The sequence below is a fragment of the Anaerotignum sp. genome (genome assembly GCF_045122575.1).
In the GTDB taxonomy this organism is placed as follows: Bacteria; Bacillota; Clostridia; order Lachnospirales; family Anaerotignaceae; genus Anaerotignum_A.
The window spans coordinates 1-15,037 of record NZ_JBGVHV010000015.1 but is presented as its reverse complement, the minus strand read 5'-3'; the positions used below and the strand labels follow the sequence as shown (position 1 = coordinate 15,037).

The window sequence follows — 15,037 nt, the reverse complement described above, 5'->3', positions numbered from 1 at the left end:
CCATGGGAGTTGGAAGCACCCGAAGTCGGTGACCTAACCGTAAGGAAGGAGCCGCCGAAGGTGAAGCCAGTGACTGGGGTGAAGTCGTAACAAGGTAGCCGTATCGGAAGGTGCGGCTGGATCACCTCCTTTCTATGGAGTATTGGTTGAAGTTAATATACTATTCTATTTTGAGAGTTTATAGGACTTTCAAAGTGCTTTTTAACTGCATATGGGTGGATTCCCGAGCGGCCAAAGGGGGCAGACTGTAAATCTGTTGCGATAGCTTCGAAGGTTCGAATCCTTCTCCGCCCAGTGAAAAAAGGACAAGCAAATGCTTGTCCTTTTTTGTTTTATCAGGAAAATAAATACAATCATAATTATCAATAAAAAATCATTATCCATAAAATTGAAAAAAGTATAGCATTTATGTAGGATTTATGTTATTTTATAGAAAACAAGGAGAAATACTATGGAAAGGGTGAGAGATATGAAGAAAAAATGGATTGCACTGGGGACAACATTGGTGATGACAGCGGCAATGGCGATGCCTGCCATGGCGGCGATCGATTATGAAACAGCGAGACTTCGCCCTGATTTTACCATCGTTATCGATGGGAAGGAAAAAAATTTCAAGCGTGCGGATGGTTCTGCAGCCTTTGCATTAGTATATGAAGACTCCACTTATCTGCCGCTGAGAGCCATTGGTGAGGCGTTGGGCAAAAATGTAAACTGGGACGAAGATACCAAGACCATTACACTGGAAGGGAAAAGAGAGGCCGAAGATTCTTCTAACAAAGCGGTAGATAGCAAGGCGAAAAATATTTCTGTTCAGGTAAGAAAAGATTTTACCATTGTGATCGATGGGAAGGAAGAAATTTTTAAAACATCGACAGGCAAGCGGAGCTATCCTCTGCTGTATGATGGTTCCACCTATCTGCCTCTGCGGGCGATCGGTCAGATCATGGATAAGGTGGTAGAATGGGACGATGACACAAAAACAGTGACATTGACCAGTGATGGCTTTACCGTAACGGATGCGGACACGTTTGGTGATAAAAAAGAGAAAAATACAGTAACCGATGCGGATACCTTCAAGGATAAAGAAAAGGCTAAAGAGAAAGATATCGGTCTGGAAAAAGCAAAGGATATTGCTCTGAAACATGCGGGTCTGAAGAAAGGTGAAGTAACAAAACTGAAAGCGGAAAAAGACCGTGATGATGGTATTGTGAAGTATGATGTGGAATTTGAAAAAGGCCGCGTGGAATATGATTACGAAATCAGTGCAGAAACAGGTAAGATTCTGAAAGCGGAAAAAGACTATGATGATTAAGAAAACAGACAGCAGAATCCAAATAAAATCTCCTCTAAGGAAAAGGCTCCCGTAAGGTAGCTTTTTCTTTGGACATTGACATACCTAGAATTTCTAGGTATGATAGTGATACATAGAGGTTCTAGGTAAGGAGGGGTGAAGGATGGATAAAAACCTGATTGGCGGCAGTACGATTTTGATGCTGTTGGCATTATTGGAAGAAAAGGATTGTTATGGCTATGAAATCATCAAAGAACTGAAAGAGCGCAGCCAGAATGTGTTTCAGTTCAAGGAAGGGACACTGTATCCCGTTCTGCATAAGATGGAAAATCTGGGCTATGTGAAGTCTTACCGTGCGCAGGCGGAAAATGGCAAAGAGAGAAAATATTACCGCATCACAGGGGCTGGAAAGGCGCAGTTGGCAGAGGAAAAGAAGCAGTGGGAAGTGTTCAGCACTTCTGTGGAGCGTGTCATTGGGGCAAGAGGATTCGCCTGAGAGGGGTGAAGGTATGGATGAAAAGAGATGGGAACAGTATCTGGATGAGGTGCTTTCCTTTGTGAAATTCAAATATGACCATAAGGCCATCCGTCGGGAACTGGCGGAGCACATGGCCGACCTGAAGGAAGACCTGATGGCGGAAGGCATGGACGAGGAAGCGGCGGAATATATGGCTGTGGAATATATGGGGGAAGCGGCGGAGATCGGCCGGGAATTGGATCAGGAACACCATGCCCTGCTGGGATGGGTATGGCGAATTTCAAGAGTTGTTGTGGTTTATCTTTTGTTTGTAACATTTCTTCCTATGATTAGCATGACGGCTAGTACGATTTCCAACTATTTCGAAGAATATGAACCGCCCACCGATGCACCAATGGTATGGCAGATGGAGCTGGATAAAGAATATCAGATTTACGATGATACATTGATTTTGGATGATATTTATTATTATGAGGATGGTATGCTGGATGTAGTCTATCATACGAAACGCAGTCCTTTTGCCAGAAGTAATGGATGGAGCATGACGATTTCTCTGGGGATTTACGATGAAGAAGGAAATGAGATCAATGAAGGCGGCGGTGGCTACAAAAAAGGTGGCTATTATGGCATTGGTGTTGACCATCTGTATGATGTACCAGTAGATACAAAAACACTGGAAATCCGCACCGAGGATCTGACAGTAACGGTTGATCTGGAGACAGGGGAGGTGACGGACAATGCGGAAGCGTAAATGGCAGACGATACTCTATATCGTCCTGATTTTTGTACTTTTCGGTTTTCATATTTGTATCAATCAGTTGCATTTTTCGCCGGAAGATGCTTTTTATGCCTGCGAGAGAGGGCTTCGTTATCCGCCGTCCGAAGAAATCCTTCTGAAATTTGAGGGGGACGATGGTGCAACGGTTCTGGTGGGCAGCCAGGAAGAGGGGCTGTTTGTCGTGCCGGTGGAAAGAACGCATCTGTTCCTCTGGAGAATGGCCAGCGGAGGCGTTGACGGTTACCAGAAGATGAATGCACCATTGGACGGATATCTTACATATCAAGGGAATTTTCTGGGGATGTGTCAGGACGAAAGGATTACAGAAATGTCTTTGATTTTTGGCAACTGGGGAGATCGAAACTGGAAAGAATTTGTTTATCCTGTAGAAGAAGGATTGATTTTTATTGAATGTGGAAAAGAACTGCAGAAAGAGGGTTTTGATCTGGTGATGAAGGATAATTTTGCCTATATGGAAGGCAGAAATGCAGTGGGCGAAGTGGTTTGTTGGGAAGGTGAGGATGGAATGGCAAGGGCGTTGCGTGGTGGACATTATACGCGGGATGCAAAGGAAGTCACCAAGCCTTTCGTCACAGCACCCGATATGGAATAAACCTTGATTTCTCCACCTTTTTATAGGGTGGAGAAATTTTTTAAAAAAAGTGAAAAAAGTTGTTGACAAACTCTGTCTGGTTTGGTATATTAATTGAGCGGCTGAAACAACGCAGAAAAATGTAAGCCCGAGTGGCGGAATTGGCAGACGCACAGGACTTAAAATCCTGCGGGGTAACACCCGTACCGGTTCGATCCCGGTCTCGGGCAGCTTCATAAAAAACAAATATCTTTTATGCCCAGATAGCTCAGTTGGTAGAGCAGTGGACTGAAAATCCACGTGTCACTGGTTCGATTCCGGTTCTGGGCACCATATGCGCGAGTGGCTCAGTGGTAGAGCATCGCCTTGCCAAGGCGAGGGTCGCGAGTTCGAATCTCGTCTCGCGCTTTTCTCTTTCAAAAGAGAAAGCAAAAATGTAATAAAAAAGGTGTTGACAATCATCCGAAAGTCTGATAAGATACACCTCGTTGAAAACGATATGCGCGAGTGGCTCAGTGGTAGAGCATCGCCTTGCCAAGGCGAGGGTCGCGAGTTCGAATCTCGTCTCGCGCTTCTTTTTTCAACAAACTTCATAAAGTGCGCGAGTGGCTCAGTGGTAGAGCATCGCCTTGCCAAGGCGAGGGTCGCGAGTTCGAATCTCGTCTCGCGCTTTAGAAAATCGGTTTTGAGAATATCAAGACCGATTTTTTCGTATATACGATTTTTGTCGAAGGGGTGAGAAGGATGATCGTAGGAACTTGCGAAGTCACCTTTCGGGCGGAATGGGTGTCCAGCCTGAAGGAAAAGCGGATGGTGGTCAAAAGTCTGGTGGAAAAAACAAGGCACAAATTCAATGTTTCTGTGGCGGAGACAGACCTGCATGATGAGCATAAGATGATCGTGATCGGCTTTGCCTGCGTGACCAATGAAAAACGCCATGCAGACAGCCAGATCCAGCATATTCTGGATTTTATGGAGAAAAACACGGAGGCAGAACTCATTTCTGCGGAATATGATATCCTTTGAGTGTATTTTTTGCTGAAATACAGCGGAAAATTTGCATTTACCTGTAGATTTTCAAAAACTGGTATGTTATAATCAACTTTGATTGTGCAGTTGTAAGGACTGCATTCGAATTATGGCACCATCATAAAAAAACAATAAGACAGGGTTGTCATTATCTTAAATTTTTAAGGAGGAACTACTAATGAACGCAGTAGTAATTAGCAAAGAAAAAACAGCAGTAAAATTCTCTTTTGAAGTAGGCGCAGAAGTTCTGGAAACAGGTCTGGCTTTTGCTTACAACAAACACAAAAACGAAATCGCTCTGCCCGGTTTCAGAAAAGGTAAAGTACCCAGAAAGATCGTTGAAAAACAGTTCGGCGAAGGCTTCTTCTACGAAGATGCAATCAACCACATCTTCCCCGAAAACTACATGGCAGCAGTGAAAGAACTGGGTCTGGATGTTGTATCCGCTCCCACTCTGGATATCGAATACATCGAATCCGGCAAAGGCGTGAAATTCGTTTGTGACGTTACAGTAAAACCCGAAGTAACACTGGGTCAGTACAAAGGTCTGGAAGTAGAAAAAGTTTCCGCTGAAGTAACAGATACAGACCTTATGCTGGAACTGGAAAAAGTTCAGAGACAGAACGCAAGAAAAGTTGAAGTAACAGACAGAGCAGCACAGATGGGCGATATCGCTAACATCGACTACCTGGGTTCCGTTGACGGTGTTCCCTTCGACGGCGGCAAAGCAGAAGGTCACGAACTGGAACTGGGTTCTCACTCCTTCATCGAAGGTTTCGAAGATGCAATCGTAGGCCACAACATTGGCGAAGAATTCGACATCAACGTAACATTCCCCGAAGCTTACCACGCTCCCGAACTGGCTGGCAAACCCGCTGTATTCGCAATCAAACTGAATGCACTGACAGCAAAAGAACTGCCCGAACTGAACGATGCATTTGCTGAAGATGTATCCGAATTCTCCACACTGGATGAATACAAAGCAGATATCCTGGCTAAACTGGCTACAGAAAAAACAGAAAGAGCAAAACAGCTGCAGGGCGACAAACTGCTGGATGCAGCAGTAGCAAACTGCACAATGGAAGTACCTCAGGTTATGTACGATAACAAAATCGACAGCATGATGAGAGAATTCGAAGAAAACATCGTTCGTCAGGGTCTGTCCATGGATATCTACTACCAGTACATGGGTACAGATGAAGCTACAATCAGAGAAACATTCAAAGATACATCCATGAAATCCGTAGACGCAAGACTGATGCTGGAAGCAATCGCAAAAGCTGAAAATCTGGTGATCTCCGATGAAGAACTGGATGCAGAAGTTTGCAAATACGGCGAATCCTACGGTATCGACGGCAAAACAATGCTGGAAATGATCCAGGAAGACGACAAAGAAGCACTGAAACAGGATATGCTGGTAAGAGCAGCAATGAAAGTGATCGAAGACACAGCAGTTCTGAAAGACGCTGAATAATCAGCTGCGCTGCAGACTTGAAAGCAAAATTTTCAAGTAAAATATGTAAGTTAGATAGGCACAGGAAACTGTGCCTATTTAGATAAAAAGGAGGAATCATAATGAGTTTAGTACCTATGGTCGTGGAACAGTCCAACCGCGGTGAACGTTCTTATGATATTTATTCCAGATTGTTAAAGGACAGAATCATTTTTCTGGGTGAAGAAGTAAACGATGTGACAGCAAGCCTTGTTGTGGCACAGCTGCTGTTTCTGGCAGCGGAAGATCCTGATAAGGACATCAGCCTGTACATCAACAGCCCCGGTGGTTCTGTAACAGCCGGCATGGCGATTTATGATACCATGCAGTATATCAAACCCGATGTATCCACCATCTGTATCGGTATGGCAGCCAGCATGGGTGCCTTCCTTCTGGCAGGCGGTGCAAAGGGCAAAAGATATGCGCTGCCCAATGCAGAAGTGATGATCCACCAGCCCTCCGGCGGTGCCAGAGGTCAGGCAACAGATATCTGCATCCATGCGGAAAACATCCTGCGTACCAAACAGAAACTGAACAAGATTCTGGCGGAAAACACAGGGAAACCCGTGGAAGAAGTGGAAAGAGACACAGAACGCGATAATTTCATGACTGCGGAAGAAGCAAAGGCTTATGGCCTGATCGACGATGTTATCACAAGACCCCAGACAAAGGAGAAATGATAAATGCCCGGTAAAACAGAAGACATGAATAAGCTGCGTTGTTCCTTCTGTGGTAAAACACAGGATCAGGTGAAAAAACTGATCGCGGGACCCAATGTGTATATCTGCGATGAATGTATCGATCTGTGCGCTGATATCATCGATGAAGAATACGATGTGCTGGCAGATAAGGAAGAAAACTTCAATGTGCCCAAACCAAAGGAAATCAAAGCCACACTGGACGAATATGTCATCGGTCAGGACAGAGCGAAACAGGCACTGGCTGTTGCAGTATATAATCACTACAAACGTATTTACATGGACGCAAAAGCCGATGATGTGGAGTTGCAGAAGAGCAATATCCTGCTGGTAGGCCCTACCGGCACAGGGAAAACACTGCTGGCGCAGACACTGGCAAAGGTGCTGAATGTACCCTTCGCCATTGCCGATGCCACATCCCTGACAGAAGCGGGCTACGTTGGTGAAGACGTGGAAAATATCCTGCTGAAACTGATTCAGGCGGCAGATTATGATATCGAACGCGCAGAGCGCGGCATCATCTATATCGATGAAATCGATAAGATCACAAAGAAAAGCGAAAACGTATCCATCACAAGAGACGTCAGTGGGGAAGGCGTACAGCAGGCACTGCTGAAGATCTTGGAAGGTACAGTAGCAAGCGTGCCTCCTCAAGGCGGCAGAAAACACCCCCATCAGGAATTCATCCAGATCGATACAACAAATATCCTCTTTATCTGCGGTGGTGCTTTCGGCGGGATCGAAAAGATTATCCAGAGCCGTATGGGTCACAAGGTCATCGGTTTTGGCGCAGAAGTACAGAGTAAGCTGGATAAAACAAACGACGAGCTGCTACAGAGCCTGATGCCTCAGGATCTCCTGAAATATGGCCTGATCCCTGAATTTATCGGCCGTCTGCCTGTTGTGGTAACGCTGGATAATCTGGACGAAGATGCCTTTGTGCATATTTTGACAGAACCTAAGAATGCATTGACCAAACAGTATGAATACCTGTTTGCGCTGGATGATGTCATTCTGGAGTTCAAGGAAGAAGCCCTGAGAGCCATTGCAAGAAAAGCCATGGAAAGAGAAACAGGTGCCCGTGGCCTTCGCTCTATCGTAGAGGAATTCATCAACCCCGTGATGTATGAAATCCCTACAGAAACCACAGTGGAACGCTGCATCATCACAGAAGATGTGGTGAACGGCAAGGCGCAGCCGGAATATATCCACAATGAAAACAGACAGCCCCTGCAGCGTATGCGTAAGCGTAAAAGCAGCAGAGGAAACAATGGCGTGTCTGCATAATTGATCCAAAGAGCATGTTTGAAACATGCTCTTTTTTTATGCCGCGGGCAGGGTTTTCCTCCAAGGAAAAAACGCACAAGAAGTGTCCGTGAAATTTTATGGTGTACGGAGATTTGTACATGTGTCGTGGAATGACTGGAACATCTGCCAAAAACGTCCAAAATGTTAAATAAATCGCAAAAAACCGTTGACGGATGCGGATTTTCGGGACTATAATGAGGGTGTATTCAAGAGAAGGACAAGGGCAAACAATAGTCCTTGGTATAGAGACAAAAATAAAACGAAAATAAGAAATAGGAGTGATCATCATGCTGACACTGGAAATGATTCAGGAAGCAAAAAAAACACTGGAAGGCGTTGCTAGAGTAACACCTATGTACGAATCCGCATTCATCAACCCCAACGCAAATGTATACATCAAATGCGAAAACATGCAGCTGACAGGTTCCTTCAAACTGAGAGGCGCTTATGTAAAAACAAACAGCCTGACAGATGAAGAAGCTGCAAAAGGCGTAATCGCTTGCTCCGCAGGTAACCACGCACAGGGCGTAGCTCTGTCCGCTCAGAAAAAAGGTATCAAAGCTACAATCTGCATGCCCGCAGGTGCTCCTCTGGCAAAAGTAGAAGCTACAAAGAGCTATGGCGCAGAAGTTGTTCTGGTTCCCGGCGTATATGATGACGCAGCTGCAAAAGCAGTAGAACTGCAGAAAGAACACGGCTACACATTCCTGCACCCCTTCAATGACGAATACGTTATGGCTGGTCAGGGTACAGTAGCTCTGGAAATTCTGGACAAACTGCCCGAAGCTGAAGTAATTCTGTGCCCCATCGGTGGCGGCGGTCTGATCGCTGGTATCGCTACAGCTGTAAAAGCAATCAACCCTAACTGCAAAGTATACGGCGTTCAGGCAGCAGGTGCTCCTTCCATGAAACAGTCCGTAGAACACAAAAAAATCGAAAAACTGGCTAGCGTAGCAACAATGGCTGACGGTATCGCTGTAAAAGAACCCGGCGACCTGACATTCGAAGCTGTTATGAAATATGTTGACGGCGTTGTAACAGTAACAGAAGCTGAAATCGCTTCCGCAATCCTGATGCTGCTGGAAAAACACAAAATGGTAGCAGAAGGCGCTGGTGCTGTTTCCGTAGCTGCTGCTATGACAAACAAAGTAGATCTGGCTGGCAAAAACGTTGTATGCGTAGTTTCCGGCGGTAACGTAGACGTTAACGTTCTGGACAGAATCATCGACAAAGGCCTGCAGGAAAACGGCAGAATCGCTGAATTCTCCGTAATGATGGCTGATAAACCCGGTCAGCTGATCCAGCTGCTGCAGATCATCTCCGAAACAGGCGCAAACATTCTGGATGTACACCACAACAGAAGAGCAAAAGGCGTAGCTGTATCTAACGTAGTAGTAGACGTAGCTGTTGAAACAAGAAACAAAGCACACTATGAAGAAATGGTTGCTGCTCTGAAAGCAAACGGCTATGTGATCTAATTCACTTACATAGGAATATTTGACCCACTCTCCTTCGAGGGTGGGTTTTTCTTTGCAAAAAAGGTTGACATTGACGCAGCGTCATAGGCTATCCTATGGATATAGGAGGTGAAAAGATGGAATATAGTATTCGGGAATTGGCAGTACTTTCCGGTGTCAGCAGCAGGACGCTGCGCTATTATGACAGCATCGGCTTATTGAAGCCTGCAAGGGTCAATGATGTGGGACATCGGTTTTATGGGGAAAAGGAAATGATCCTGCTCCAGCAGATCTTTTTTTACAGAGAACGAGGGTTTTCATTGGAAGAGATCCGGCAGATTCTTTACCAAAAGGATTTTGATTTGGAGAAAGCTTTATGGGAACATCTGCAGGAATTGGAAAACCGGCAGAAAGAGACCGCGAATATGATAAAAAACGTAAAATGTACGATTGCATCTATGAAAGGGGAAAGAGAGATGTCTGAAAAAGAACGTTTTGAAGGATTCAAACAGCGTATCGTGGAGGAAAACGAGGCGGTATACGGAAAAGAAGTGCGTGAAAAATATGGCGATGCGGAAATGGATACTGCAAACCGTAAATTGCTGCAGATGACGGAAGGGGATTATGAACGTTTTGAAAATCTGAAGAGGGAAGTGGAACGGGTGCTGCAGGAAGCTGTGCTGGCTGGAGCAGATCCAAAAGGAGAAGTAGGCAAAAGAGCTATGATGCTGCATAAAGAATGGCTCAGCATGACATGGAAGCAGTATACGGAAAATGCACACAAGGGTGTGGCACAGATGTATGTGCTGGATGACAGATTTAGGGGATATTATGATAAAGAAGTAGAGGGATGTGCTGCTTTTTTAAGGGATGCAATTCTGCATTGGGTTGGAAGGATATGAGAAGGGTGAAAGCCCTTCTTGTTTTTTTGTAGAAATTATATTATCCTTTACCATGAGGTGAAAAATCATGGCTACAAAAGAAAATCGTACAGCGGGTATCCTGATTACCCTCTCTGGCGGGGCGTGCTGGGGGCTTTCCGGCTGTTTTGGACAATATTTATTTCAGGAAAAAGGGATCACGGCAGAATGGCTGGTGACCATGCGTCTGATATTTGCGGGACTGCTACTGATCATACTGGGGCTTTTGCTGACAAAGAAGAAGATGGGGGATGTCTGGAAACATCCTGTGGATAAAAAGCGGCTGCTGCTCTTTTCCATGGGCGGTATGCTGACCTGTCAGTATACCTACTTTGCGGCCATACAGTATTCCAATGCAGGTACGGCAACGGTGCTGCAATCTCTGGCGCCTCTCATCATTCTGGCGATCGTCTGCATGAAGCAGAAGCGACTGCCGAAAAGATTTGAAGCGGCGGCTATCTTCTGTGCCCTGCTGGGGGTGTTCCTGCTGAGTACCCATGGAGATATTCATAGCATGACCATTACAACTCTGGCGTTGATTTTCGGGCTGGGTGCGGCAGCTTCTGCGGCGGCTTATAACCTGCTTTCCGGTGATTTGTTAAGAAAATATGGGGTATATTCTGTTGTGGGATATGCCATGTTTATCGCGGGCATTGTGATGCTGATCGTAGTGCGCCCATGGACATATGCAGTCGTGTTTGATAAAGGAACAGTCCTTGCAACGGCAGGTGTGGTGATCATTGGCACGGCGGTGGCCTTTTCTCTCTATCTGAAAGGGGTCAGCATCGTAGGCCCTTTTATGGGCAGTCTGTTGGGGATGATTGAACCCATCGTGGCGGTCATCGTTTCACTGGTGTTCCTTGGGGCAGATTTTCATATCATGGATTTTATTGGATTTGTGCTGGTTCTGGGAACGGTGGCAGCTCTTTCCCTGCAAAAAAAAGAATAGGATAAGAAGATATCCCTTATGTTATGGTAACGTAAGGGATATTTGCTTGCAAAAAAAATCTGTGCTATAATAAAGTGTTAGAAAATTTTATCTTATGATATGAATATAAACGAGGTGAGAGATTTGGCGGAACAGAAAAATAAGAAGACCCCTGCCAAAACCACTGCAAAAAAAGCGACGGGAACAAAGAAAACAACGTCGAAAAGCGGTGAAAAAAAGACGGAAACAAAATCTGCGGAAAATGCAGTGAAAAAAGAGACTACAAAGGTAAGTGCGAAGCCTGCCCGCTTCGGAGACAGTCTTCTGGATGAGATCATCCTGCTGCTGATCATTGTGGTTTCTATCATCGTGTTTGTCAGCCTGCTGACAGATAAGATGGGGATCATCGGCGGTTTGATCAGTGCCTTGGTGAAGGGGCTTTTTGGCTTCAGCGGACTGCTGTTGCCTGTGTTTGTAGTGCTCTACTGCGTGTGGATGCTGGCAAGCGAAGAAAAGAGATATCCGGTTGTACGTGGTATCGGTGCATTCCTGTTTTTGCTGACACTGGCCGCTGCGGCGCAGGTCATCAATCCTGTCAGCAGAGAGACGGAGCTGTCTTTTGTCAGATATTGCGGTAAATTATACGAGCAGGGAGCCTTCAGCAACGGCGGTCTCTTTGGCGGCCTGATCGGCGGCGGCCTGCATTCCGCATTGGATACGCTGGGCAGTGTGATCATTCTGCTGGCGGTGGGGATCATTTCCGTTGTGATGGCCACAGGAAAATCCTTCTTCCATGCCATTGCGGATGCCCATGCCCATGGCAAGGAAAGAAAGAGAGTAAAGAACGAAAAAATCAAAAATAAGGCAGACCGTATCCGTCAGCAAGAACAGTTCGAGGCAGAACGACTGGCCGTGAAGGCGGAACGCAAAAAGAAAACCATGTCCAAGGGGGACTTTAATATTGAACTCCACGAAAGCGAAGGGGAGGAAATCCCTTATGTGCAGGAAACGGTTTTCCAGAAGAAACCTGCCAATCTGGAAACAAAGAAACGGGAGCCTATCTTTGACTTTGTAAAGGAAAAGGAAAAAGAAGCCAATCTGAAGGCGGCAGCGGAAAAATATGTAGCGGAAACATCCGGCAATGCCATGAAAGCGGCAGCGTCCATGATGGCGGATTCTGCGCTGAAGGCAGTGCAGATGCAGGAAGAGCTTCCTGTGGAAATGACAGCGGCTGCGCCGGTCGTGCAGATGCCTGAAATCGACAAAGATGCACCTATTATTGATATTGCCGGTGTGGATGAAGCGACCATGATCCCCCGAAAAGCAGCGGAGCCTGTGGAAGAGGACATTCCGATTATCGAAATGTCGGAAGCGGATGAAATTCCCGCGGAAGAAGAATTGGTTGAGGAACCCGTAGAAGAAGTTCCTGTGGAAATGATGGAAGAATCTGTGGAAGAACCTGCTGCAGCAGAGAAAAAATCTGAAGAAGTACCCGCTCCTGAGATCCCCGTAGAACCGGCAGAGATGGAAAAACCCTATATTTATCCTCCCATCGATCTTTTGGGGGCGGATCCTCAAACAGGCAGCGGCGGCAATCGTTCCGAAATGATCGAAAATGCGCGGAAACTGGAATCTACCCTGAAAAGCTTTGGCGTGGATGCAAAGGTCATTCAGATCTCCAAAGGCCCTACAGTAACAAGATACGAACTTTCTCCCAGTCAGGGCGTGAAAGTAAGCAAGATTGTCAATCTGGCCGATGACATTGCCCTGAATCTGGCGGCCAGCGGCATCCGTATCGAAGCGCCGATCCCCGGCAAAGCGGCGGTAGGCATCGAAGTGCCCAATAAGGAGACCCAGTCCGTTTATATGAGAACCCTGCTGGAAAGTGATGCTTTCAAACAGCATGAATCCAAACTGGCCTTTGCGCTGGGACAGGATATTGCAGGGAACCCTGTGGTGACGGATATCGCAAAAATGCCCCATCTGCTGATCGCAGGTGCCACAGGCAGCGGTAAGTCCGTCTGCATCAATACCCTGATCACAAGTATCCTGTATAAAGCAGACCCGAAGGAAGTCAAACTGCTGCTGGTTGACCCCAAGGTAGTAGAACTGAGTGTATATAATGGGATCCCTCATCTGCTCATCCCTGTTGTGACAGACCCCAAAAAGGCGTCCTCTGCCCTGAACTGGGCAGTCAGGGAAATGCTGCAGAGATATAATGATTTTGCGGCCCATGGTGTCAGAGACATCAAAGGCTTCAATAAAATGATGGAAGAAAAAGGGGACGAAAAAGGCAAGATGCCTCAGATTGTCATTATCATCGACGAACTGGCAGACCTGATGATGGCGGCACCCGGCGAAGTGGAAGATGCCATCTGCCGACTGGCTCAGATGGCCCGTGCGGCAGGGATGCACCTGATCATTGCCACACAGCGTCCTTCCGTAGACGTTATTACTGGCGTCATCAAGGCGAATATCCCTTCCAGACTGGCCTTTGCCGTTTCCTCCGGTATCGACTCCAGAACCATTCTGGATATGGTGGGGGCGGAAAAACTGCTGGGGAAAGGCGATATGCTGTTCTACCCCAGCGGTCAGAGCAAGCCTTCCCGTCTGCAGGGGGCTTTCGTTACCGATCAGGAAGTGGAAGCCATTGTTGATTTCCTGAAAAAGAGCAGCAAGCCTTATTATACGCAGGAAACCATTGACCAGATCACCTCTGTGGCAAAGGCTGGCGGCGGTGACGTGGAAGATTCCGATGAATTTTTCGCAGATGCCGTTGACCTGATCCTGGAAAAGGAAAAGGCGTCTGTTTCCATGCTGCAAAGACAGTTCCGTATCGGCTATAACCGTGCGGCAAGGCTGATGGATGACTTGGAACGACATGGCATCGTTGGCCCGGAAGAAGGCAGCAAACCCAGAAAGGTTCTGATCACGAAGTCTGAATGGGAAGAAATGACAGGGGCTGTTCCCGAAGAAATTTCATAAAAAGCAAGGAAAAGCACCGGTGTATTTTTATCGGTGCTTTTGTAGTTTTTATGCGTTGACAAAAAGGGATAAGTATAGTACCATCAATATAGGGTCATATGACTGACGGAAGTGGAAGAAACCACATGGAGTATGACTGTTCGAATGCCGACCGTCTGGGCAATGATGCTTAGATTGGTGCGGTTTTTTTATTGTCATAAGAGTATATGCCAATAAAAAACGCCGATATCTACATCAGGTTAACCAGTAATGTGAACGGTGCAGAAGCACCAATCAGAGAGGAGTTTTTTCGAATGTTTAAATCCGACTTACAGATCGCGCAGGAATGCAAAATGGAACACATCCTGGAAGTAGCAAAAAAAGCAGGTATTCCCGAGGAATACATTGATTGCTATGGCAAATACAAGGGTAAAATCAGCGATAAATACTTCAAAGAAATCAAAGACAACAAAGACGCAAAACTGATTCTGGTAACTGCAGTAAACCCCACACCTGCCGGTGAAGGCAAAACAACAGTGACCATCGGTCTGACACAGGCACTGCAGAAAATGGGCAAAAATGCCATCACATGTCTGCGTGAACCTTCCCTGGGCCCCTGCATGGGCGTAAAAGGCGGTGCAGCCGGCGGCGGTTATGCACAGGTCGTTCCCATGGAAGATATCAACCTGCACTTCACAGGTGACCTGCATGCCATCACAACAGCAAACAATCTGCTGGCATCCATGGTAGATAACCACATTCAGCAGGGCAACGAACTGAACATCGACCCCAGAAAGATCGCATGGAAACGCTGCGTTGACCTGAACGACAGACAGCTGAGAAACGTGATCTCCGGTCTGGGCGGCAAGGTAAACGGTGTCCCCAGAGAAGATGCATTCCAGATCACAGTAGCATCTGAAATCATGGCGATCTTCTGTCTGGCAAACGACCTGAAACAGCTGAAAGAAATGCTGGGTCAGATCATCGTTGGCTACACATACGACGACGAACCCGTAACAGCAAAAATGATCGGTGCTGACGGTGCGATGACAGTACTGCTGAAAGATGCTCTGCAGCCCAATGTGGTGCAGACTCTGGAAAA

At 46.4% G+C, this 15,037-nt stretch carries 13 protein-coding genes, 6 tRNA genes, 1 rRNA gene and 1 riboswitch; all 20 genes read left to right on the top strand.

Going from position 1 to position 15,037, the window contains the following annotated elements:
* Window positions 1-132 (top strand): 16S ribosomal RNA (locus ACJMLT_RS00560); the annotation flags it as partial.
* 81 nt (window positions 133-213) lie between these two features.
* Window positions 214-294 (top strand) — tRNA-Tyr (locus ACJMLT_RS00555).
* 157 nt (window positions 295-451) lie between these two features.
* The gene (locus ACJMLT_RS00550) at window positions 452-1,312 is read left to right on the top strand and encodes a stalk domain-containing protein (RefSeq protein WP_405724988.1); all 861 of its coding nucleotides are present in this window, start codon (window positions 452-454) and stop codon (window positions 1,310-1,312) included.
* Window positions 1,313-1,454: 142 nt separating this feature from the next.
* Window positions 1,455-1,787 (top strand): PadR family transcriptional regulator, encoded by a 333-nt coding sequence (locus tag ACJMLT_RS00545; RefSeq protein WP_405724986.1) that lies wholly within the window; start codon window positions 1,455-1,457, stop codon window positions 1,785-1,787.
* 13 nt (window positions 1,788-1,800) lie between these two features.
* Window positions 1,801-2,520 carry a permease prefix domain 1-containing protein gene (locus ACJMLT_RS00540; RefSeq protein ID WP_405724983.1) on the top strand — a complete coding sequence of 240 codons (720 nt, stop codon included), beginning with the start codon at window positions 1,801-1,803 and terminating at the stop codon, window positions 2,518-2,520.
* On the top strand, window positions 2,507-3,160 hold the full coding sequence (locus tag ACJMLT_RS00535) for a hypothetical protein (RefSeq protein ID WP_405724980.1): 654 nt from the start codon (window positions 2,507-2,509) through the stop codon (window positions 3,158-3,160). The genes ACJMLT_RS00540 and ACJMLT_RS00535 overlap by 14 nt, the downstream gene beginning before the upstream one ends.
* Window positions 3,161-3,285: 125 nt before the next feature.
* A tRNA-Leu gene (locus tag ACJMLT_RS00530) sits at window positions 3,286-3,369 on the top strand.
* Between the two features lie 27 nt (window positions 3,370-3,396).
* A tRNA-Phe gene (locus ACJMLT_RS00525) sits at window positions 3,397-3,472 on the top strand.
* A 3-nt stretch (window positions 3,473-3,475) separates the two neighbouring features.
* Window positions 3,476-3,547 (top strand) — tRNA-Gly (locus ACJMLT_RS00520).
* 93 nt (window positions 3,548-3,640) lie between these two features.
* A tRNA-Gly gene (locus tag ACJMLT_RS00515) sits at window positions 3,641-3,712 on the top strand.
* Between the two features lie 26 nt (window positions 3,713-3,738).
* Window positions 3,739-3,810: transfer RNA gene (locus ACJMLT_RS00510), tRNA-Gly, on the top strand.
* 73 nt (window positions 3,811-3,883) lie between these two features.
* Window positions 3,884-4,165 carry a DUF503 domain-containing protein gene (locus ACJMLT_RS00505; RefSeq protein ID WP_405724977.1) on the top strand — a complete coding sequence of 94 codons (282 nt, stop codon included), beginning with the start codon at window positions 3,884-3,886 and terminating at the stop codon, window positions 4,163-4,165.
* Between the two features lie 181 nt (window positions 4,166-4,346).
* The gene (gene tig, locus ACJMLT_RS00500; protein ID WP_405724974.1) at window positions 4,347-5,642 is read left to right on the top strand and encodes a trigger factor; all 1,296 of its coding nucleotides are present in this window, start codon (window positions 4,347-4,349) and stop codon (window positions 5,640-5,642) included.
* Between the two features lie 101 nt (window positions 5,643-5,743).
* Window positions 5,744-6,340, top strand: a complete 597-nt coding sequence (gene clpP / locus ACJMLT_RS00495; protein WP_405724971.1) for an ATP-dependent Clp endopeptidase proteolytic subunit ClpP — start codon at window positions 5,744-5,746, stop codon at window positions 6,338-6,340.
* Window positions 6,341-6,343: 3 nt separating this feature from the next.
* The gene (clpX, locus tag ACJMLT_RS00490; RefSeq protein ID WP_405724968.1) at window positions 6,344-7,645 is read left to right on the top strand and encodes an ATP-dependent Clp protease ATP-binding subunit ClpX; all 1,302 of its coding nucleotides are present in this window, start codon (window positions 6,344-6,346) and stop codon (window positions 7,643-7,645) included.
* 308 nt (window positions 7,646-7,953) lie between these two features.
* Window positions 7,954-9,144, top strand: a complete 1,191-nt coding sequence (gene ilvA, locus ACJMLT_RS00485; RefSeq protein ID WP_405724965.1) for a threonine ammonia-lyase — start codon at window positions 7,954-7,956, stop codon at window positions 9,142-9,144.
* Window positions 9,145-9,260: 116 nt separating this feature from the next.
* The gene (locus tag ACJMLT_RS00480) at window positions 9,261-10,025 is read left to right on the top strand and encodes a MerR family transcriptional regulator (RefSeq protein ID WP_405724962.1); all 765 of its coding nucleotides are present in this window, start codon (window positions 9,261-9,263) and stop codon (window positions 10,023-10,025) included.
* 67 nt (window positions 10,026-10,092) lie between these two features.
* A complete protein-coding gene (locus tag ACJMLT_RS00475; protein WP_405724959.1) occupies window positions 10,093-10,992 on the top strand; it encodes an EamA family transporter in 900 nt (299 codons plus the stop codon).
* 123 nt (window positions 10,993-11,115) lie between these two features.
* Window positions 11,116-13,956 carry a DNA translocase FtsK gene (locus tag ACJMLT_RS00470; protein ID WP_405724956.1) on the top strand — a complete coding sequence of 947 codons (2,841 nt, stop codon included), beginning with the start codon at window positions 11,116-11,118 and terminating at the stop codon, window positions 13,954-13,956.
* Window positions 13,957-14,044: 88 nt separating this feature from the next.
* Window positions 14,045-14,124: riboswitch (ZMP/ZTP riboswitch) on the top strand.
* A 125-nt stretch (window positions 14,125-14,249) separates the two neighbouring features.
* A partial coding sequence (locus ACJMLT_RS00465; protein ID WP_405724953.1) for a formate--tetrahydrofolate ligase occupies window positions 14,250-15,037 on the top strand: 788 nt, incomplete at its 3' end.